Annotated in this window: 17 protein-coding genes, 6 pseudogenes and 1 riboswitch; of the genes and pseudogenes, 9 read left to right on the top strand and 14 right to left on the bottom strand. The window is 56.6% G+C overall.

The genetic code is table 11. The features are described 5' to 3' along the window. Positions 1-238: 238 nt before the first annotated feature. On the top strand, positions 239-1,156 hold the full coding sequence (gene oxyR / locus AC6I8M_RS20795; RefSeq protein WP_010618725.1) for a DNA-binding transcriptional regulator OxyR: 918 nt from the start codon (positions 239-241) through the stop codon (positions 1,154-1,156). On the opposite strand, the pseudogene sthA reads toward oxyR, so the two are convergent. Further along, positions 1,139-2,537 (bottom strand): annotated as a pseudogene (gene sthA, locus AC6I8M_RS20790) (Si-specific NAD(P)(+) transhydrogenase). The gene oxyR and the pseudogene sthA sit on opposite strands and share 18 nt — an antisense overlap. Positions 2,538-2,730: 193 nt before the next feature. Here sthA and fabR point away from each other — a divergent pair. Both fabR and AC6I8M_RS20780 read left to right on the top strand, forming a co-directional pair. Further along, entirely contained in the window at positions 2,731-3,375 is a 645-nt protein-coding gene (gene fabR, locus AC6I8M_RS20785) for an HTH-type transcriptional repressor FabR (RefSeq protein ID WP_031279587.1), read from the top strand. An 18-nt stretch (positions 3,376-3,393) separates the two neighbouring features. Continuing rightward, positions 3,394-3,750 carry a YijD family membrane protein gene (locus AC6I8M_RS20780; protein ID WP_022548515.1) on the top strand — a complete coding sequence of 119 codons (357 nt, stop codon included), beginning with the start codon at positions 3,394-3,396 and terminating at the stop codon, positions 3,748-3,750. Between the two features lie 35 nt (positions 3,751-3,785). Here the strand turns inward: AC6I8M_RS20780 and trmA are convergent, their stop codons facing one another. After that, positions 3,786-4,889, bottom strand: a complete 1,104-nt coding sequence (gene trmA, locus AC6I8M_RS20775; RefSeq protein ID WP_022548516.1) for a tRNA (uridine(54)-C5)-methyltransferase TrmA — start codon at positions 4,887-4,889, stop codon at positions 3,786-3,788. 112 nt (positions 4,890-5,001) lie between these two features. Further along, positions 5,002-5,183, top strand: a riboswitch (cobalamin riboswitch). A gap of 68 nt (positions 5,184-5,251) precedes the next feature. Between trmA and btuB the strand changes: the two are divergent. Continuing rightward, positions 5,252-6,959: pseudogene (gene btuB / locus AC6I8M_RS20770) on the top strand (TonB-dependent vitamin B12 receptor BtuB); the annotation flags it as partial. On the opposite strand, the gene AC6I8M_RS20765 reads toward btuB, so the two are convergent. Next, on the bottom strand, positions 6,951-7,793 hold the full coding sequence (locus tag AC6I8M_RS20765) for an IS3 family transposase (protein ID WP_498013595.1): 843 nt from the start codon (positions 7,791-7,793) through the stop codon (positions 6,951-6,953). The pseudogene btuB and the gene AC6I8M_RS20765 overlap by 9 nt on opposite strands. Positions 7,794-7,869: 76 nt before the next feature. Between AC6I8M_RS20765 and AC6I8M_RS20760 the strand changes: the two are divergent. Beyond that, positions 7,870-7,998 (top strand): annotated as a pseudogene (locus AC6I8M_RS20760) (IS110 family transposase); the annotation flags it as partial. A 195-nt stretch (positions 7,999-8,193) separates the two neighbouring features. On the opposite strand, the gene slmA reads toward AC6I8M_RS20760, so the two are convergent. The 3 genes from slmA to coaBC all read right to left on the bottom strand — a co-directional run bounded on the left by slmA (position 8,194) and on the right by coaBC (position 10,562). Continuing rightward, positions 8,194-8,790, bottom strand: coding sequence for a nucleoid occlusion factor SlmA (slmA, locus tag AC6I8M_RS20755; RefSeq protein ID WP_010616491.1), 597 nt, complete (start codon positions 8,788-8,790; stop codon positions 8,194-8,196). Between the two features lie 115 nt (positions 8,791-8,905). After that, complete coding sequence (gene dut, locus AC6I8M_RS20750) at positions 8,906-9,364, bottom strand: dUTP diphosphatase (RefSeq protein ID WP_022548519.1); 459 nt, start codon at positions 9,362-9,364, stop codon at positions 8,906-8,908. Further along, positions 9,333-10,562: a bifunctional phosphopantothenoylcysteine decarboxylase/phosphopantothenate--cysteine ligase CoaBC gene (gene coaBC, locus AC6I8M_RS20745; protein ID WP_058948837.1), complete on the bottom strand. Its 1,230-nt coding sequence runs from the start codon at positions 10,560-10,562 to the stop codon at positions 9,333-9,335. Before coaBC ends, dut begins: the two co-directional genes overlap by 32 nt. A gap of 190 nt (positions 10,563-10,752) precedes the next feature. Between coaBC and radC the strand changes: the two are divergent. From radC to mutM, 4 genes and pseudogenes are all read left to right on the top strand, one after another. Next, a pseudogene (gene radC, locus AC6I8M_RS20740) lies at positions 10,753-11,414 on the top strand (RadC family protein). Between the two features lie 244 nt (positions 11,415-11,658). Continuing rightward, complete coding sequence (gene rpmB, locus AC6I8M_RS20735; RefSeq protein WP_010616494.1) at positions 11,659-11,895, top strand: 50S ribosomal protein L28; 237 nt, start codon at positions 11,659-11,661, stop codon at positions 11,893-11,895. An 11-nt stretch (positions 11,896-11,906) separates the two neighbouring features. Further along, positions 11,907-12,074 (top strand): 50S ribosomal protein L33, encoded by a 168-nt coding sequence (gene rpmG, locus AC6I8M_RS20730; RefSeq protein WP_010616495.1) that lies wholly within the window; start codon positions 11,907-11,909, stop codon positions 12,072-12,074. 70 nt (positions 12,075-12,144) lie between these two features. Continuing rightward, a complete protein-coding gene (mutM, locus tag AC6I8M_RS20725) occupies positions 12,145-12,954 on the top strand; it encodes a bifunctional DNA-formamidopyrimidine glycosylase/DNA-(apurinic or apyrimidinic site) lyase (RefSeq protein ID WP_498013594.1) in 810 nt (269 codons plus the stop codon). Here mutM and coaD read toward each other — a convergent pair whose 3' ends face one another. From coaD to AC6I8M_RS20685, 8 genes and pseudogenes are all read right to left on the bottom strand, one after another. Next, positions 12,955-13,440 carry a pantetheine-phosphate adenylyltransferase gene (coaD, locus tag AC6I8M_RS20720; RefSeq protein WP_010616497.1) on the bottom strand — a complete coding sequence of 162 codons (486 nt, stop codon included), beginning with the start codon at positions 13,438-13,440 and terminating at the stop codon, positions 12,955-12,957. After that, positions 13,437-14,213, bottom strand: coding sequence for a glycosyltransferase family 2 protein (locus tag AC6I8M_RS20715; RefSeq protein WP_010616498.1), 777 nt, complete (start codon positions 14,211-14,213; stop codon positions 13,437-13,439). Before AC6I8M_RS20715 ends, coaD begins: the two co-directional genes overlap by 4 nt. A gap of 3 nt (positions 14,214-14,216) precedes the next feature. Next, a complete protein-coding gene (waaA, locus tag AC6I8M_RS20710) occupies positions 14,217-15,491 on the bottom strand; it encodes a lipid IV(A) 3-deoxy-D-manno-octulosonic acid transferase (protein WP_010616499.1) in 1,275 nt (424 codons plus the stop codon). 85 nt (positions 15,492-15,576) lie between these two features. Beyond that, on the bottom strand, positions 15,577-16,710 hold the full coding sequence (locus AC6I8M_RS20705) for a glycosyltransferase family 4 protein (RefSeq protein ID WP_010616500.1): 1,134 nt from the start codon (positions 16,708-16,710) through the stop codon (positions 15,577-15,579). After that, entirely contained in the window at positions 16,703-17,779 is a 1,077-nt protein-coding gene (gene rfaQ / locus AC6I8M_RS20700) for a putative lipopolysaccharide heptosyltransferase III (protein WP_010616501.1), read from the bottom strand. Before rfaQ ends, AC6I8M_RS20705 begins: the two co-directional genes overlap by 8 nt. A gap of 73 nt (positions 17,780-17,852) precedes the next feature. Continuing rightward, positions 17,853-18,810 (bottom strand): annotated as a pseudogene (locus AC6I8M_RS20695) (glycosyltransferase). A 31-nt stretch (positions 18,811-18,841) separates the two neighbouring features. Next, on the bottom strand, positions 18,842-19,963 hold the full coding sequence (locus tag AC6I8M_RS20690) for a glycosyltransferase family 9 protein (protein ID WP_058948838.1): 1,122 nt from the start codon (positions 19,961-19,963) through the stop codon (positions 18,842-18,844). 43 nt (positions 19,964-20,006) lie between these two features. Next, a pseudogene (locus AC6I8M_RS20685) lies at positions 20,007-21,126 on the bottom strand (glycosyltransferase). Positions 21,127-21,176: the final 50 nt, after the last annotated feature.

The following is a 21,176-nucleotide window of genomic DNA, read 5'->3' as shown; positions in this document are numbered from 1 at the left end:
ACATATAATTATAGGCACATCATCAAAGGGCTGGCACTCCCGGCCAACTCAGTGATTTCGTGAGCAGGTTGCAGGTGCTGCTCCAGATTGTTGTTGTTGCGTGTATGCGTTAGCCGCTTTAACAATCTGTGGTCATTAATCAGATGGCCTGTATTATTCCTGTTCACCGCTTGATAGAGCTAATCGTTCATTGCTATTCTATCTATCGCCACGGGCTATCGTGGTTTGGAGGCTATCAATGAACATTCGTGATCTGGAATATCTGGTTTCGCTGGCGGAACATCGCCACTTTCGTCGTGCCGCTGATGCCTGTCATGTCAGCCAGCCGACCCTGAGTGGGCAGATTCGCAAGCTGGAAGATGAACTGGGTGTGATGCTGCTGGAACGTACCAGCCGTAAGGTGCTGTTTACTCAGGCTGGACTGCTGCTGGTGGATCAGGCGCGAACCGTGCTGTGTGAAGTGAAGGTACTGAAGGAGATGGCCAGCCAGCAGGGCGAAACCATGTCCGGGCCGCTGCACATTGGTCTGATTCCGACCACCGGTCCCTATCTGCTGCCGCATATTATTCCAATGCTGCATCAGACCTTCCCGAAACTCGAGATGTATCTGCACGAGGCGCAAACGCAGCAGCTGCTGGCGCAGCTCGACAGCGGTAAGCTCGACTGCGCTATTCTGGCACTGGTAAAAGAGAGCGAAGCTTTTATTGAAGTGCCGCTGTTTGATGAGCCGATGAAGCTGGCGATCTACCAGGAGCACCCGTGGCACGATCGCGATCGCGTGCCGATGTCGGATCTGGCCGGTGAGAAACTGCTGATGCTGGAAGATGGTCACTGTCTGCGCGATCAGGCGATGGGTTTCTGCTTCGAAGCCGGCGCTGATGAAGATACCCATTTCCGCGCGACCAGCCTGGAAACGCTGCGCAACATGGTAGCAGCCGGCAGCGGTATCACTTTGCTGCCGTCGCTGGCGGTACCGAATGAGCGCGTACGTAATGGCGTGTGCTATCTGCCGTGTTACAAACCGGTGCCGCAGCGCACCATCGCGCTGGTGTATCGGCCGGGATCGCCTCTGCGCAGCCGCTATGAGCAGCTGGCAGAAGCAATTAAAACCCACATGCAGGGTTACCTAAACCGTTCGTTAAAACAGGCGGTTTAAGCCGTTTAACGCCGCCACGCGGTAGGCTTCGGCCATGGTGGGGTAATTGAAGGTAGTGTTCACGAAATACTCAATCGTGTTACCGCCGTTCTTCTGCTCCATGATGGCCTGGCCGATGTAAATGATCTCCGCCGCACGCTCGCCAAAGCAGTGAATACCCAGAATCTCTTTGGTTTCGCGGTGGAACAGGATCTTCAGGCTGCCGACGTGCATGCCGACAATCTGCGCGCGCCAGATGCTTAAACTGCGCACGGCCCACTTCATACGGCACTTTCATCGCCGTCAGCTGCTGTTCGGTTTTGCCGACGGAGCTGATTTCCGGAATGGTGTAAATCCCGATCGGGGTATCTTCAATCAGGTGCGCGGTGGCTTCCCCTTTAATGATCGCCTGCGCGGCAATGCGGCCCTGATCGTAAGCGGCAGAGGCCAGGCTCGGGTAGCCAATCACGTCGCCCACCGCATAGATATGCGGCTGTGCGGTCTGATACATACTGTTCACTTTCAGCAGTCCACGGCCATCGGCTTCCAGCCCGACGTTTTCCAGTGCCAGTGAATCGGTATTACCGGTACGGCCGTTAGCGTACAGCAGGCAATCGGCTTTGATCTTTTTGCCGGACTTGAGATGCATGATGACGCCATCGCTGACACCTTCAATCTTCTCAAACTCTTCGTTGTGACGAATCACCACGCCGCTGTTCCAGAAGTGATAAGAGAGCGAATCAGACATCTCCTGATCGAGGAACGCCAGCAGGCGATCGCGGGTGTTGATCAGGTCAACCTTGACGTTAAGGCCGCGGAAAATCGACGCATATTCACAGCCAATCACGCCCGCACCGTAAATGATAACGTGGCCGGGTTCATGATGCAGGTTGAGGATGGAATCGGAGTCGTAAATGCGCGGATGGGTAAAATCGACGTCCGCCGGATGATACGGGCGGGAACCATAGGCGATGACAAACTTCTCTGCGGTTAAGCGCTCGCGCGTGCCGTCTGGCTGTTCCACTTCGATGGTGTTGGCATCAATAAAATGGGCGTCGCCCTGATAAAGTTCACAGCGGTTACGCTCGTAAAAGTCCTGACGCATGGCAGTCTGCTGGCTGATGACGTTCTCAGTATGATTCAGAATGTCGGCGAACGAGGAGCGCAGGAGTCGGGTGTGATCGCTATAAAGAGGGTTTTGATTGAACTCGATGATACGGCTGACAGCGTGACGCAGAGCTTTGGAAGGGATGGTTCCCCAGTGAGTACAACCGCCGCCGATGTTGTGGTAGCGTTCGATCACTGCAATGCGCGCTCCCTGCTTCACTAGCCCCATCGCCGCACCTTCGCCGCCCGGACCGGAGCCAATCACAATGGCATCGTAATCGTAAGACTTTTGCATACCAGTACGTCCTATGTTTCTATACATTTTTACAACGAGATTCTAACATCTCGCCGCGCACATCTGAATTCTAACAGCGTAAATTGGCAAAGTTTGACAATCAGTGAGGTTAACAGGCGGTCACAAACTTTGCGCCGCTGTACGCTGAAAAGTTTGTTATAGTGCCTGCCTGATTACTCACAAGGCCGGGAAAATGGGCGTTCGAGCGCAACAAAAAGAACGTACACGACGTTCACTGATTGAAGCGGCATTCAGTCAGTTAAGTGCAGAAAGGAGTTTTGCCAGCCTGAGTTTACGCGAAGTGGCACGCGAAGCCGGCATTGCACCGACCTCGTTCTACCGTCACTTTCGCGATGTGGATGAGCTCGGCCTGACGATGGTCGATGAAAGTGGCCTGATGCTACGCCAGCTGATGCGCCAGGCGCGCCAGCGGATCGCCAAAGGCGGCAGCATCATTAAAACCTCGGTCGCCACTTTTATGGAGTTCATCGGGAACAATCCCAACGCTTTTCGTCTCTTACTACGCGAGCGCTCCGGCACGTCAGCGGCCTTCCGTGCGGCGGTCGCGCGGGAGATTCAGCACTTTATCGCTGAACTGGCCGACTACCTTGAGCTGGAAAACCGCATGCCGCGCAGCTTTACCGAAGCGCAGGCGGAAGCGATGGTGACGATTGTGTTCAGCGCCGGCGCGGAAGCGCTGGATGTGGATATCGAACAGCGGCGCAAACTGGAAGAGCGTCTGGTGCTGCAGCTGCGAATGATCGCCAAAGGCGCGTATTACTGGTATCGCCGGGAGCAAGAGCGCCTGGCTGTTACCCTGGAAACCCCCGAAGAGTAATGTGATAAGGATAATGAAATGATTGAGCAAAACCCTCGCGATAAAGGAACGCTGTTACTGGCTTTTATCACCGGTTTAGCTATCAACGGCTCCTTTTCGGTGCTGTTTAGCACCTTTGTTCCCTTTTCGATTTTCCCGCTGATCGCCCTTGGCCTTGCCGCGTGGTGTCTGCATCAGCGCTATCTCAACCGCAATATGCCGGACGGCATGCCTTCGCTGGCGGCGGCATTTTTTCTGCTGGGGATTCTGGTGTACAGCGCGCTGGTGCGTGCCGAATATCCGGATATCGGGTCTAACTTCATCCCGACCATTCTGATGGTGGCGCTGGTATTCTGGATCGCCATGCGCTTCCGCCACAGCAAGAACAAGCACTGAAAACAATCACGGGAACCGCAGGGTTCCCGTTTTTTTTAGGCTTTTCGCGTCAGTAACACACCGCATTCCATATGGTGAGTGTAAGGGAACTGGTCAAACAGCGCCAGCCGCGTGACGGTATGCGTGGCACTCAGTACGCTGAGGTTGTCGCACAGCGTCTGCGGATTACAGGAAATATAGAGAATACGCGGATAGGCCTGCACCATCTTCACCGTCTCGTCATCCAGCCCGCTGCGTGGCGGATCGACAAAGATGGTCTCGCACTGATAGCTGTTGAGATCGATGTCTTCCAGACGGTTGAAGCTGCGCACGCCGTTCATCGCCTGGGTAAACTCTTCGGCCGCCATGCGAATAATTTGCACGTTGTCGATGTGGTTGGCCGCGATGTTGTACTGCGCCGAAGCCACCGACGGTTTGGCAATTTCCGTTGCCAGTACGCGGCGGAAGTTACGCGCCAGCGCCAGCGAAAAGTTGCCATTGCCACAGTACAGCTCCAGCAGATCGCCGCGCGAATCTTGCGTCACGTCCAGCGCCCACTCCAGCATCTGAATATTCATCGCCGCATTCGGCTGGGTGAAGCTGTTCTCCATCTGACGATAGATCATCTCCTGGCCGGCCACCGGCAGGCGCTCATCGACGTAATCGCGATCGAGGCAGATTTTGGTTTTAGTGGCACGGCCAATCAGCGGCACATCAAACCCTTCTGCACGCAGGCTATCGCGCAGCGCAGTCGCGGCTTCGGTCCAGTCGGCTTCCAGCTTGCGGTGATACAGCAGCGAGATCACGATCTGGTTGCTCAGGGTAGAGAGATAATCGATCTGGAACAGTTTGAAACGCAGCGCGCGATTATCGCGGATCGCAGCGATCAACTTTGGCATCAGCGTGTTGATCAATTGGCTGGCCGCCGGAAACTGATCGACGCGGATACGCTGCTTGGTCTCTTGATCGAAGATGATGTGATAAAGATCGTCACCGTCGTGCCAGATACGGAATTCGGCGCGCATACGATAGTGGCTAACCGGCGAGCGGAACACCTCCACGTTGGGCGCTGCGTAGGGGGCCATCATCGCCTGTAAGCGGCTGACTTTTTCCGCCAGTTGCGCGTCGTATTGTTCAATCGGAAGTTGTTCGGGTGTCATCTTCAATCTTGGTGTTAAGCCTGCCTGCCGGGCGATTGTAAGCATTCACCTGCTGATGTCCAGCCGCAGACAGTGCAGGAAGGCTGGCAGTCTGGATTTCCGGCCTTCTTAAACGTAGACTGCGGCAGCCGGCCTCCTTGAGTTAAAAGGGAATCCAGTGTGAATCTGGAGCTGACGCGCAGCGGTAAAAGAATGTCGTGGTGATCGCAATTGCAGACACTGTCCTCGCGGATGGGAAGTCTTCACCACTTATGATTCCCAGCCTGAAGACCTGCCGGTGTGGCGTCGCAACTTCTGAGATCATCGCGTGCTATCGATCCCGGACCTGCGGCATCCTACTTCGTCTTTTGGATGCTATAACAATGAAAACAACACACGCTTCGCTGTTTGCCTTTAGTGCAACGGCGTTGTCGCTCTGGGCGCAATCTGGCTACGCGCAGCAGAATGATGATACGCAAATCGTTACCGCCAACCGGTTTTTGCAGCCGGTCTCCTCCGTTCTCGCGCCGACAACAGTCGTGACCCGCGACGATATCGATCGCTGGCAGGCTAAAAGCCTGACGGACGTCATGCGTCGCCTGCCTGGCATAGACATCGCGCAGAACGGTGGCCTTGGCCAGCTGAGTTCGCTTTTTGTGCGCGGCACCAACTCCAGCCACGTACTCATACTCATCGACGGTATCCGGCTAAACCAGGCGGGCGTATCCGGATCGTCTGATTTAAGCCAGATTCCGCTTTCTCTGGTCCAGCGCATCGAATATGTGCGCGGTGCGCGTTCGGCGGTGTATGGCTCCGATGCGATTGGCGGCGTGGTGAACATCATCACCGGTCGTGATAAGCCGGGCACGACGCTGAGCGCGGGCGTGGGCTCGAAAGGCTATCAAAACTATGAAGGTTCTACCCAGCAGCAGCTGGGGGCAGCCATAAAGCTGACCATGGCGGGCAGCTACACCTATACGCGCGGCTATGATGTGGTGGCAAACCTGCCGGATGTGTATGGCGATCCGGCGCAGAAAGATCGCGATGGCTTCATGAATAAGACACTGTATGGCGCGCTGGAGCACCAGTTCAGTGACGGGCTGAGCGGCTTTATCCGCGGCTACGGTTTTGACAACCGTACGGCCTACGACGGCACCTACAGCTACGATAACAGTTTCAACATCAATGGATTAAACGATACTCGTCAGCTCTATAGCCAGACTTGGGACAGCGGCCTGCGTTACAGCAACGACATTTACTCGACGCAGCTGATCGCCAGCTACAGCCGCAGCAAAGACTATAACTATGATCCGCGTACAGGCCGCTACGGCCCGTCGACCACGCTGGATGACAGCAAGCAGTACAATGTGCAGTGGGGCAATACGTTGCAGGTGGCGCAGGGCAGCGTAAGCGCGGGTGTGGACTGGCAGAAACAGACCACGGAACCCGGCACTGCTTACGTGGCTGACAGTACTGAGCTGCGTAATACCGGCATTTATGCTACCACCCAGCAGCAGCTGGGCAGTGTCACGCTGGAAGGCGCGGTACGCGGTGACGACAACAGCCAGCTTGGCTGGCACGGCACCTGGCAGGGTGGGGCGTCATGGGCGTTTGTTGATGGCTATGGCGTGTTTGCCAATTACGCGACGGGCGTATAAAGCGCCTCGTCTCGGCCAGTTGTATGGTTCTTATGGCAACAGCGACCTGAAGCCGGAAGAGAGTAAACAGTGGGAAGCGGGCTTCTCTGGCCTGACCGGGCCGGTAAACTGGCGCGTATCCGGTTATCGTAACGATATCGATAATCTGATTGATAGCGATCCCACCACGTATATCTATTACAACATCGATAAAGCGCGCATTAAGGGCGTAGAAGCCACGGCGTCGTTCGATACCGGTCCGCTTAGCCATCGGATTTCTTACGACTATGTCGATGCGCGCGATGCTGAAACCGATCAACCGTTGGTGCGCCGTGCGAAGCAGCAGGTGAAATACCAGCTCGACTGGACGATTTATGAGTTTGACTGGTCACTGATCTATCATTATCTCGGCGATCGCTATGATACGGATTACAACCTGAAGTGTTCAACTAAAACTGGCCACCGCTTTAGAGTTTTTCCAGTATCGGTTTTCCGATTCGTTTGGGGGTAACCCACCGTTATAGTCATGCGGCCTTAGCGAACTGTAATATCCGACGATATAGTCTGTGATCGCATGTGCAGCTTCGCTAAAGTTTATATAACCTGTCACTGGCACCCACTCGTTTTTCAGACTTCTGAAGAAGCGTTCCATCGGGCTGTTGTCCCAACAGTTTCCACGTCGGATCATACTCTGCCTGATCCGGCAACGCCACAGTAACTGCCTGCTTGTATAGTGGCTACCCTGGTCACTGTGGAACATCGCTCCGGCTGGTTTACCGCGAGTTTCCCACGCCATTTCCTGCGCTTTGATGGTCAGCCTGCTGTCCGGTGAGAATGACATTGCCCAGCCTACCGGTTTCTTTGCCAACAGATCGAGAACAACAGCGAGGTAAGCCCAACGCCTGCCTGTCCAGATGTACGTCACATCGCCGCACCACACCTGATTAGGCTCTGTCACTGCGAACTGTCGCTCAAGGCGATTCGGGATAACGATGTGTTCATGACCACCACGTTTATACCGGTGGGTAGCCTTTTTTAATATGTCGTTTTCCATTTCAATACGTTGTAGCTTTTTCTTCAGCTCGCGTATTTCAATCTGTTCCGGGGTTATAGGGGAGGCTTTAGGTATTTTGCCCTGTCGTTCATCCCGCAACTGTTTTCCCCATCGCGTCATGGTAGAAAGACCCACATCCATAGCATTGGCCGCAGCTGCAACGGTGTAGTTCTGATCAAGGACCAGTTGAGCGGCTTCGCGTTTAAACTCTGCGCTGAAATTTCTTTTTTTCATTATGGCACCTGTGTTGTTCTGAGGTAAGCATATCACCTCTGTTCAGGTGGCACAAATTTAGTGTGCCACTTCACTGTACATGCCAGCGATAGTGGCGATGAAGTGGAATCCGGCGGTAAGTTTGCTGAAGAAACGGCTGCAGCTGGCTTATGGTGTGCTGAAGTCGGGTCGTCCGTTCGATGCCGAAATATGTCTTGCCAGGTAACCGGCAAGACGGTATCTACAGTCGCAGGATGCCTCGTTGTAGGGTGCGCATTGATGCGCACCTGGTGGCGAAGGTCGGGGCGTATCGCAAAGAGTAAAGTCTTGAGTTTTTGCCGCGGTAGTCAGCGCCGCAAGATAGCGTAGCGGCGCAATTTATTGCGCGATGGATCGCACCGCTACAAATCCGCTGTGCGTATTAAACCAGCTGTGCGGCAATCAGCGGCCAGCGGCTGTCGAAATCGGCGGTCGGGCGATAGCGGAACTCCGAGCGCACATAGCGTGACAGCAAACCTTCGCAGAACGCCAGCAGCTGGCTGGCGAGCAGCGTCTCATCGGTCTGGAAACCTTCGCCGTCGCGCATCTTCTTCTCTTTCATCACCTGGCGCAGCTGAACTTCAATACGTTCAAACAGCTGATTAATGCGCCCCTGCAGGCGATCCTGTTCAAACATCAGCGCGTGGCCGGTCAGGATGCGCGTCAGCCCCGGATTACGCTCACCAAATCCCAGCAGCAATTGCACGATCAGGCGCAGACGCGCCATCGTCTCTTTTTCATCTTTCAGGATCAGATTGATGCGGGTAATCAGACTGTCTTCAATAAATTCAATCAGGCTATCAAACATGCGCGTTTTGCTGGAAAAGTGGCGATATAACGCCGCTTCCGAAACGCCGACATTGGCGGCCAGCTTGGCGGTGGTGATACGCTGACTGCCATCGCCCGACTCCAGCATTTGCGCCAGCGCCTGCAAAATCTCTTCGCGACGATTCCGTTTCGCGACTTTTTTTTCAGCCATGACCTTCAACACCCCTGAAATTCACCAAAAACAGGCAATACTGCCTTATCTGCCACAGATAAAGCGGCCTGTGGCGACAAGAAATAAAAAGATGGCTATGCGAAAAGTGAGCGTATTACTGACGGCCAGAGTGACCGAAACCGCCTGCGCCGCGATCGCTGGCGTCAAAATCTTCCACTAGGTTAAATTCGGCCTGCACCACCGGTACAAACACCAGCTGAGCTAGGCGATCGCCAGGCTGCAGCGTGAAGCTATCTTGGCCACGGTTCCACACCGAAACCATCAGCTGGCCCTGATAGTCAGAGTCAATCAGACCCACCAGGTTACCCAGTACGATGCCGTGTTTGTGACCGAGACCGGAGCGCGGCAGAATGACGGCGGCCAGCGACGGATCGGCAATGTGAATCGCCAGGCCGGTCGGCACCAGCGTGGTCATGCCCGGTGCGATTTCCAGTGCGTCATCAAGGCAGGCGCGCAGATCGAGACCTGCGGAGCCAGAGGTCGCATAGGTGGGTAGTGGGAATACCTTGCCTACGCGCGCATCAAGTATTTTTACGTCGATTTTTTTCATCATAACGGCTGACAATCTCGTCTATTAATTGTTGGCCAAGGAGCGTCTTATCACTGAGCGGTAAGACTTTCTCTCCCTCCTGCCAAAAAAGGTGAAGAGCATTGGTGTCGCTATTGAAGCCCTGCCCGGCCTGCGCCACATCATTGGCGCAAATCAGGTCCAGGTTTTTCCGCACCCGTTTTTGCCGCGCGTATTCTTCCACATTCTGGGTTTCGGCAGCAAATCCCACCACGAAAGGGCGCTGCACTTTGAGCGCCGCGACGCCTGCGACAATATCCGGGTTCTTCACCAGCTGCAGCGTGACGTTATCATCGCCACCCTGTTTTTTAATTTTCTCTGCGGCAATGTTTGCCGCCCGGTAGTCTGCCACGGCTGCGCTGGCAATGAAAATATCTTGTTGGCTGATTTGCGCCATCACCGCCGCTTCCATCTCCAGTGCGCTGTTGACATCAATGCGCGTCACGCCGGCGGGCGTGGCTAAGTCCACCGGACCGGAAACCAGCGTCACGGTTGCGCCGCGCTTCGCCGCTGCCGCGGCAACCGCATAGCCCATCTTGCCGGAGCTGTGATTGCTGATATAACGCACCGGATCCAGCGCTTCTCGGGTCGGACCGGCGGTGATCATAATGTTGAGATGTTGCAGATCGTTGGCGGGCGCGGCCCACTCCAGCGCATGCGCAACGATGGCCAGCGGGTCCAGCATGCGGCCCGGACCGATATCACCGCACGCCTGGCTGCCGCTGTCCGGTCCCCAGACCAGCACGCCGCGCTGCGCCAGACGCTGCAGATTCTCCTGCGTTACTGCCGCGCGGTACATCTGCTGGTTCATGGCCGGCACGATGGCGACCGGTGCCGCGCTGGCCAAGCAGGCGGTGGTGACTAGGTCGTTTGCCATGCCAGCGGTAATGCGTGCAATCAGATCGGCGGTTGTGGGCGCGAGTACGATCAGGTCGGCCCATTTTGCCAGTTCGATATGGCCCATCGCCGCTTCGGCCGCCGGGTCGAGCAGGTCATCAAACACCGGATAGCCGGAAACCGCCTGCAGGCTGAGCGGCGTAATAAAGGCTTTGGCCGCATCGGTCATCATCACGCGGACATCCGCGCCGCGATCGCGCAGACGGCGCACCAGTTCCGGTGCTTTATAGGCCGCGATGCCGCCACTGACGCCCAGTAGAATTTTTTTTCCGGCTAATCCGATCATGTTGTTTGCCTCACTTCAACGCAGAGTGCCGCGCCTGGCGCGACAGATGCAAGCAACTTTATCACAAAATCGGCGACCCGCCTTTTCACTGCTTGCGCCCTTTGCGAGCCGGCTCTGGAATTTGTCACGCGCCGCTGGTGGCCTGCAATGCACCGGCGCAGAATGGCGGCATTGCAGGGAGGGCGGAACGATGACGGAACTGGCACCACGGGAAAAACTGACGCTGCTGGGCGCCGAGGCGCTAAGCGATGCCGAGCTGCTGGCGATCTTTTTACGTACCGGCACGCGCGGCAACAGCGTCATGGGGCTGGCGCGGCTGATGCTGAACGAGTTCGGTTCGCTGTATCGCATCATGACCGCCAGTAAAGAGGAGCTGGGGCAGATAAAGGGCGTCGGCAGCGCCAAAATGACACAACTGCATGCCATTGCGGAACTGGGGCGGCGCTTTTTTGCCAGCCAGCTGGCGCGCGAAAATGTCATGGAGAATCCGCAGGTCACGCGCCACTACCTGCAAAGCGTGCTGGCACATCAGGAGCGTGAAATCTTTATGGCGCTGTTTCTGGATAACCAGCACCGCGTTCTGCAGGCGCAGAAGATGTTTTCCGGCTCTATTGCCAGCGTGGAGGTGCATCCGCGTGAAATCGTGCGTGAGGCGCTAAAGCTCAACGCGGCGGCGGTGATACTGGCGCGCAATCATCCGTCCGGCATGGCGGAACCGAACCGTGCCGTGCCGATCGCGAGATTACCAGCAAGGTGGCGCAGGCCTGCGCGCTGCTGAATATCCGCTAATTAGATCATCTGGTGATTGGTCACGGCGAGTTTACCTCTTTCGCCGAGCGCGGCTGGCTGTAATTCACGGCGTCAACTGGGCAGAAATCCGGCGTTTTTGCGCGATCCGGAGGGATCTTTATCTGTTCGGGACTTGAGCACTTCGGCTTAGCGGCGTATACTACGCCACCTTGTGAGAATCTCGGGTTTGGCGTTTGGGCCAGCTTAGCGGGTTCACATGGAACTCGCCTGGGCGGGCTAAGGCCTGACGAGGCGGCCAAAACCTAGTTTTTAAAGCTCGAGCTGATTTGATTTTTGGAGAATAGAAATGTCACGAGTCTGCCAGGTAACTGGAAAGCGTCCGGTGACCGGTAACAACCGTTCCCACGCAATGAACGCGACGAAACGCCGTTTCCTGCCGAACCTGCACTCTCACCGTTTCTGGGTTGAGAGCGAGAAGCGCTTCGTTACTCTGCGTGTATCTGCTAAAGGTATGCGTGTTATTGATAAAAAGGGCATCGATACGGTTCTGGCCGAAATCCGCGCCCGTGGTGAGAAGTACTAAGGAACTGAATCATGGCTAAAGGTATCCGTGAGAAGATCAAGCTAGTTTCCTCTGCTGGTACAGGTTACTTCTATACCACCACGAAGAACAAACGTACTAAACCTGAGAAACTGGAACTGAAAAAGTTCGATCCGGTTGTACGTCAGCACGTGATCTACAAAGAAGCCAAAATTAAGTAATTTTGGTGTTCTTGCGAAAAACCCGGCTCCGGCCGGGTTTTTTGTTTCTGCGCTACGTTGAGGAGATGAGATGCCTGAATTACCTGAGGTAGAAACCAGCCGACGCGGTATAGAACCTCACTTGGTGGGAGAAACCATTCTGCATGCCATTGTGCGCAATCCGCGTCTGCGCTGGCCGGTCTCCCATGAAATCCACACGCTGAGCGACCAGCCGGTGCTCAGCGTACAGCGGCGCGCCAAGTATCTGCTGCTGGAGCTGCCGCACGGCTGGATCATCATTCATCTTGGCATGTCCGGCAGCCTGCGCGTCCTGCCCGGCGAACTGCCGGCTGCGAAGCACGACCACGTCGATTTGGTGATGAACAATGGCAAAGTGCTGCGCTATACCGATCCGCGGCGTTTTGGGGCCTGGCTGTGGACTACCGATCCGGAAGGCAGCAGCGTGCTGGCGCACCTCGGTCCGGAACCGCTGAGCGATGCCTTCAACGGCGGGTATCTGTATGAAAAGTCGCGCGGCAAACGCACAGTGATCAAGCAGTGGCTGATGGATAACAAAGTGGTGGTGGGCGTGGGTAACATCTATGCCAGCGAATCGCTGTTTACTGCCGGGATCTTACCCGATCGTCCGGCGATGAGCCTGAGTGAAGCGGAAGCGGAACTGCTGGCAAACACCATCAAAGCCGTGCTGCTGCGTTCGATTGAGCAGGGGGGCACCACGCTGCGTGATTTTCTGCAAACCGACGGTAAGCCGGGCTATTTTGCGCAGCAGCTGCAGGTGTATGGCCGTGCCGGCGAGCCTTGTCGCGCCTGTGGTACGCCGATCCTCAGCGGTAAACACGGTCAGCGCAGCACCTTCTGGTGTCCACGCTGCCAGCACTGATTACGGCTGCGCCAGCTTCGCCAGCAGCGCCTGATGCACCACGGCAGGCAGAAATGCCTGCACGTCACCCTGATGGCGCGCCACTTCCTTCACCAGCGACGATGAGACAAATGAGAAGCCTTCGGACGGCATCAGAAACACGCTTTCCAGCGTGGGCAGCAGATGACGGTTAATGTGCGCCAGCTGCAGCTCATACTCAAAGTCTGATACCGCACGCAGACCGCGCACCAGCACGTTCGCGTTCTGCGCCTGGGCAAAATTCGCCATCAAATCGCTAAAGCCAACCACCTCAACGTTCGGCAGATGGGCCGTGACCTGGCGCGCCAGATCGACACGTTCATCAAGGCTAAACAGCGGCTTCTTACTCGGGCTGGCGGCAATCGCCAGCACGATGCGATCAAACATCTGCGCTGCGCGCGTGACGATATCCAGATGGCCCAGCGTCATCGGGTCAAACGTGCCGGGATAAATCGCTTTTGTGCTCATACGCGGCCCTGTGTTGAGGTGTGATGCAGCGCCCAGAGCGCCGAGTATTTGTTGAAGGTGTATTGTGCGTTGACCACCGCCAGAATCCAGCCCTGTTTACCATCGAGAAAACCGGCGCGCAGCAGCAGCGTCTTAATAAACGCGCCTGCGGTGTGGCTGAAAACAGAAAGAATACTGCAGCGCTTGCCGCGCTGAAAGCGCTCCTGCGCCCAGGCTTCGGCATAGTTCATCTGCTTGCGCTGGAAGGCAATCAGGTCGCGGCAGGTCAGGTGCTGCAAATCACCCGGCAGCGCCACCACCGGCGTGCCCTGCGTCTCCAGCGATTCGTGCACCAGATTGTCGTTATAGCGCAGATGGCGCGGATAGAGGCGCAGCACGCGGTCGGGATACCAGCCGCTGTGGCGCATAAAGCGGCCGAGAAACAGATTACTGCGGCCGAGGCTGTAAACCTTATCGCTGGGCGGCTGTGTCAGCACCTGCTCAATGGCGCGGCGTAGTTCTGGCGTAACCCGTTCATCGGCATCCAGCATCAGAATCATATCGCCGCTGGCAAAGGCCTGGGCGCGCTGACGCTGCTTACCAAAGCCGGCCCAGCCGTCTGCCTGATAGACCTGCGCACCGTGCGCGCGTGCAACCTCGATGGTCGCATCGCTGCTGCCCGAATCCAGCAGAATGATTTCATCTGCCCAGCTGACGGAAGCCAGCGCTTCTGGAAGGAGTTCAGCTTCGTTTTTGGCGATCATCACCACGGAGAGACGTTGGCGTTGCGACATGCGTTAATGAGCTCGTGGAGGCAGATGCGGTTCGAGTAACTGTAGCAGACGCTGCAGTGCGCCCTGATTCTGGTGCAGCACGTCTACCGCGTGGCGGCCGTAGTAGCGGCGATAATCGTCATCCTGCAGCAGGTTCGCCACTTCTTTCTCCAGCGATACCACGTCAGTAACGGTAATCAGCCCTTCCGCCTGCTGCAGCCGGGCGCAGATATCTTTGAAGTTCCAGATGTGCGGGCCCATCAGCACCGGAATGGCGTGCGCAGCGGGCTCGAGCGGATTGTGGCCGCCGCGCTCCACCAGGCTGCCGCCAACAAAGGCAAGATCGGCGATGCCGTACAGCAGCATCAGTTCGCCCATGGTATCGCCAATCACTACCTGCGTGGCGCTGGAAGGGATCTCGCCGCTGCTGCGCAGGGTAAAGCTGAAGCCGCGTTTTTGCGTCAGGTTGCAGGCATCTTTAAAGCGTTCCGGATGGCGCGGCACCAGAATCAGCAGCAGATCCGGGAACTGTTGCAGCAGGCGGCGATGGGCGTCGAGCACGATGGCCTCTTCGCCTTCGTGCGTGCTGGTGGCGATCCACACCGGCCGGCGCGACGCCCACTGGCGGCGCAGCGTCACTGCGCGTGCCGCCAGCTCCGGCGTAACGGAGATATCAAACTTCAGACTGCCGGTCACGGCCAGGTGTGAGCGCTTCAGGCCGAGGCTGAGGAAACGATCGCCATCCTCAACGTTCTGCGCGGCGATCAGCGTAATGTGCTGCAGCAGGTCATGCATGAAACCGCCGAGCTTTTTATAGCCTTTGGCGGAGCGTTCAGACAGGCGCGCATTGGCAATCACCAGCGGAATCTGGCGCTGATGCAGAATGCGAATGATGTTCGGCCACAGCTCGGTTTCCATAATAATGACCAGCCGCGGGTCGACGGTATCGAGGAAACGGTTGATTGAGCCGGGCAAATCGTACGGCAGATAAACGTGGTGCACGTCTTTGCCGAACGCCGACTGGGCGCGCTCGGAGCCGGTTGGCGTCATAGTGGTCACGGTAATGGGCAGCGTCGGATAGCGATGACGCAACGCGCGCACCAGCGGCACGGCGGCGAGGGTTTCTCCCACCGAAACCGAGTGCAGCACGATGCCGTGCGGCACCACTTTACCGCTGCAGTAGCCGTAGCGCTCCGCCCAGCGTTTGCGATAGGCCGGTGCTTTTCGACCGCGCAGCCACAGGCGCAGCCAGATCAGTGGCTGAATCAGATAAAGCAGGGCTGTATAGAGAGTCGTCATAGTTAAGGTTACGACCAGTTCGCGTCAAAAAACACAGGAAAGGCGGCATGTTAACAGAAACTGACCGCCTGCTCATACCACTTCGTCAACGGGTTTGCAGGTCGTGCTGATAAAGCGAAGTCAGCGCCTGCGCCAGTCTTTGCGGACCATAAGGTTCAATTTTGCGACGTGCGGCTTCGCCCAGCGCCGGATTGTGCGAAAGCGCGGGCGTTGCCATTACCGCTTCGTTTAACGCTTTGATATCCAACGCATCGCAGACAAAACCCTCTTCACCGTTGGTGATAAATTCTGCGCCGCCGCAGCCGGTGCTGGTAATGATTGCCAGCCCGCAGGCCATCGCCTCCAGCACCACATTGGGGAACGGATCGTACAGGGTTGGCAACAGCAGCGCATCGGCGGCGTGATAAAACGGCTGAGCGTCCTGCTGTACGCCCGCGAAGCGCAGGCGGTCAAGACAGTTAAGCTGGTTCGCCAGTTGCTGATAGCGCGCCAGCTGTTTGTCCTGGCCGACCACCACCAAGTAGCGATCGCTATTAGCGACCGCTTCGATAGCGGCCTTTAGTCCTTTGCGTTCGAAGCCGGAGCCGACGTAGATCATCACCGTGGCGTCCTGCGGCAGGTTGAGTCGCTGACGCGCGGCGTGACGCAGCGTATCGCTGGCAGGCTGAAAACGCTGGCTATCAATGGCGTTGTGAATCACGTGGATTTTGCCGGCATCCAGCGCGAAATGGCGCAAAATATCCTGTTTCACCATGTGTGAATTACAGATCACCGCTTTCAGCGAGGGCGCGTTGAACATCTCCGTTTCCGCCTGCAGCACATAGCGATGGTACAGACTCAGGCTAGCGCTCAGTCGCTGCCACGGCGAAACAATGCGTGCGCGCTGCTCCAGCCATACGCGATGCACACCGTCGCCGGCGCGGAAAATATCGCAGCCGGCGATGCGCTCGTGGCTCTGTACGATATCGAACTTTTCCCGCTCCCAGCAGGCGCGCGCCGCGCGGGCAAAGCCGCGTTCACGCGAAATGCGGCCGAATTTTGCCGGATTGCAGATGTGCAGATGCCAGGCCGGGTTCGGCGTGCCCTGCCAGCTGCGGGTAATGATGTTGAGATCGAGCTGCTCGCTGTCCAGCGCTTCCAGCGCGCGTGAGATAAAGCGCTCGGCACCGCCGTCCGGCCGGTATTTCTGCCGGACAATAGCCAGCCGTAACTTAGTCATGCAAAAGGCTCCTGGCGGCGGCAAGCACATCCTCAACCGGGATGGCAGACAGATAGCGCTGCTCGGTATTGGTATTGATCGAATCCGGTGACGGCAGCGGCGCATAGTCGCCCGCCCAGATAACGCGGTTATTGTCGCCCCACGGGCGCCAGTGCTGCAGCTTGGTCGGGCCGAACAGCGCCAGGCACGGCGTTTGCAACGCCGCGGCCATGTGCATCGGTGCGGAATCGACGCCAATAAACAGCTGTGCGGCGTCGATCAACGTCGCCAGCTGTGGCAGCGAGAGCTGGCCCGCCAGCGACACCACGTTCGGCGTGCGGCACAGTGACTGAATATGGGCGATCATCACCAGCTCTTTCTGACCGGGCGCGGCGGTCAGGACCACGCTGCGACCATCAGCGGCCAGCGCATCAATCAGCTGCGCCACCTTTTCATCTTCCCAGCACTTAAAAACCCAGCGCGAGGTGGGCTGCAGTACCACAAACGGGCCGGTGATCGGTTGCTGAGCGAGGACGTCCTGCACTTGTTGCTGGTCGGCGGCGCTGAAATGCATGGAGGCTGTTGCCCCGGTGGTGGGAATGCCGAGCGGCTGCAGCTCCGTCATGTTTTGTTCCACGGTGTGCAACTGATGGTGACGGTCGGTGGAAACCAGCTGGTTATGGCACCAGCGCCAAAACGCATTGTCGCGCTTGCGGTACGCAAAGCCAATGCGCACCGGCGCACCGGACAGGCCGGTAATAATGGCGCTGCGCCACTGATCGGCCAGATTAATCACCACATCGTAATGGCAGGCGCGCACCGCCCGCACCAGCGCGACCTCATGGCGAAACTTTTGCCAGCCGCCTTCCTTTTTCCAGTTGCGATCGATGATATGCAGCTGACGGATCGCCGGATGCGCTTCCAGCATCGGGCGCGTCTCTTTATACAGCAGCACATCAATGTTGGCCTGCGGATAGCGCTGGCGCAGCGCATTGATGGCAGGCGTGGTCAGCAGCATATCGCCATGATGACGCAGCTTTATCAGCAAAATATTTTGCTGTGCAAAGTGGGCTGGAATCGGGCTTGCCATACTCAAATCATCTCAAAATTCAGTGAGCTGATTGTAGGGCAAACCTTGGAGGGGTTAAAGCCGCGGCGGGCGCTTATTTATTGCGCCAGCGATAAATGCGGCTCAGCCACAGCAGCAGCTGATACCACTGACGCGCGCCGCGCGCATTGCGCAGCATGCGTTTGTGCGTCTGGCTGCTAAACAGATCGGCGATCATCGCCTATCGCCTGGCGCGCCGCGGCGTCCGGTTCGCGCCGGATAGCGTGGCACACGCTGAGCGCTTCGCGGGTAATCTGCGCGTGGAAGATCGGGTAAATCTTCACCTTGTGACGATAGCGCGTATTGATCTCTTCCAGCATGCGCGCGATTTTCAGGTAGTGACGCTGATAGTCGACGTTGTGCTGGCCGGTGCGCTTGCGGTTGCTGATCGACGCATCGTGCATGTAGTAGCGATACAGCACCCGATCGGTGTAGCGCACGCGCTTCACGTTGAGCATGAACTCGGTAGTCCACGGGATGTCCTGGTGATGCAGACCGGGTTCAAACTGCAGATTAAGCTGTTCGATCAGCTCACGGCGGTAGATATCGAGCCACACGACGTGCAGGTAACGCCGGGTTTTCAGCGCCTTGTTGAGCCACTCGGGCCCACTTAATACGCCGGTGCTGATGAGGCGATCCTGCGGAATCATCGGCTTAATTGTCTGGCTGGCCTTGAAAAACCACTCGGCGTTGCACTGCGCTGCGTCCAGCCGATCGCGCTCCACCATGTCGACCAGCGTCTGGTACATCGCCGGGTCCATGGTGTCGTCGGCGTCAGGAAAGCTGACGTATTTACCCCGCGCCACGGCCAGCCCGGCATTGCGCGCACGCGACACGCCACCGTTCGGCTGATGAATCACCTGGATATGCGGGTACTGCTGCGCCAGCGCGTCGGCGCGTTCGCCGGAACCGTCGGTGGAGCCATCGTCAGCAATGATGATCTCCAGCGACGTCAGGGTTTGCGCCAACAATGCATTGATACAGCCGGTAAAATCAGCACCGGCGTTAAACATCGGGATAATGAGACTGAGTAGCGGGGATGAGCTATCGGGCTGCGCTGTCATGTTCTTCGTTGTTCCGTCGCGCCAGGCGCTGCTGCTGCCGGGTGCGGATAAAATCATGGATATCATTTAGCTTGCGTTCATCCAGCTCGAACAGCTGTTCAACCGGATGGGCAAATTTGTATTGCGCAGCGAACACAAACGAAGAGGGCGCGATGTGGTTCGGGCTAATTAAGAGCACGTCACCCAGCGGCCTTTGCTCCTCTACGCAGCAGGGACCATAAATTAAAATCACCGGTACCTGTTGCGCGTCGGCAATATACACATTGCCGGAATCCGAGGCGATATAGAAATCCATCTCGTTAATGGCGGCAGGCAGCGCCTCGAGCGGGATTTTACCCACCAGACTCACCAGATTGTTTCGCTGACGGGCAACTTTAAACAACTCCTGAACGCGTGATTGTTCATTCGGTGCGCCAAAAGCAAAAAAAGTGCAGGGGAGATCGCTCAGGTGGTCGAAAAGCAGACACCAGATTAACGGCGGAATGGTTTTGGCCTGATTCCCTGCCGTTACGCTAATACCAATACGGATGCCCGGCGCCTGTGTAATTTCCGCTGGCAGCGTTTCCGGTTTCCACAGTGGCAGGGTGGCATGTTTGGGATAACTCTCTTTGGTAAAAGAGCGATCGGCCAGTTTCAGGTAATTTTCCAGCGTTAACGTATTTTTCTCGTGATAGACCACGCCGCTGGCCGTTAAATAAAACAGGCCCTGATAGCCTTTGCGCCGATAGCTGGAAAGAAATTGTTTGTTGCTGGCATTGCAGCAGGCGGCAATAAATAAATTGAGATTGGTGGGATGCAGCAAATAAATATTGTCGTAGCGATTGAGCAGCTGCCACACCAGTTTTATTTTTTTCATCAAACCGGAGCGATGATCTTCGATATACCACATGTGCTCCAGCGTGGCGTCACGTTCAGCCAGCGGGGCGACACTATAGCTCAGCAGGGCATCGCTTTTTCCCAGGTGGGATAATAACGGCGTGATATTAATATAGTCGCCAATTTTAGCGGTCTGTATCACCAGATTTTTACCGGTGCGGCCATGGACAAACTTCATGACCCATTTGACCGGCGAAAAAAGAATAAACAGTAGTACGTACGTCAAGTAGTCATCCCCATGATTCGGTCCCACCGTCATGGGGGACCTGTTAACCTGAAACGTGCTGCGTGGTTGAAAATGACGTCTCCGCCACCTGAATAAGCTGCAGGTATTGCTGGCAAACAACGCTCAAACTATAAATGCTTAAGTCCAGATGTTGCAACCTGGGGGGAGTTGTATAAATTTCTCGCATTTTTTCTGCCAGCGATGTGGCGTTCATCTCTGCCAGACCGCGTGACAGCTCGCCGGTGAGGATCGAAGTGGGGCCGCCCGGACAGCGCGTACTGACCACCGCGGTGCCGCAGCTCAGGGCTTCGACCAGCACATTACCAAAACCTTCACTGTCGGAACTGACCACTAGCAGGCGCGCGTGCCGTTTCCAGGGATAAGGATTGCGCTGAAAACCCTCGAAGCGCACGCGCTCCGCAATGCCTGAATTCTGCGCCTGCTCACGCAATTTTTGCGTTATTTTTTCGCTTCCCTGTCCCAGCAGAACCAGCGGCGCGGTGATGCCACTCAGGGCATAGGCTTCAAGCAGGCGGTCATGGCGTTTGGTTTCATGGAAGCGTCCCACGTACACTAGGAAATCGGTGCCGGCTAACGGGCAGGGTTCAGCCGCCAGCCGGGCGAGGCTCTCAAAATCGAAAGGATTGGCGATCACTTTGGCCTGGCGAGGCTGTACGCCAATGTTTTGCACCATATCGTCGATGACGTACTGCGAAACCCCGACGATTTGGCGATCCTGATAAACGTGACGGATTTTAAGCCGCTTCAGCCACAGCGAGAAGCCGGTTTTACGTGCCAGATACGAAGCAGAAAACACGCCGTGCAGACAGAACCAGGTCCTGTCTCCGTCGAGAGCAGGCGTTTGCCTGACAGTACGGTCAGTTTTATGCAGATGAGAGAGGATCAGATCAAATTTGCCGTGCCGCGCTTCACTGTCGCGCACCGCATTATCCAGCAGGCGCGCGCGGCGCCATGTTTCTGTCAGCTTGCGCCACGGGTGGTTACAGCGATCAAGAATCACCTGGTAATCCACGCCAGCCGGAATAGGGTAATCACATACCTTCCGCAATGAGAAGATCGAAACCTGGCTGACTGAGGAAGCCCCCCGCCAGAGTCAGTACGACTTTTTCGGCACCGCCGCCCGGCAGGCCATCAATCACCATTAAAATGCGTTTCGACAAAATTTTTACCCCTACATGCCAGTCTGCTGTAA

The organism is Type-A symbiont of Plautia stali (assembly GCF_059731155.1).
Note: the sequence above shows the minus strand (reverse complement) of the source record. Positions and strands in the feature narration are given on the sequence as shown.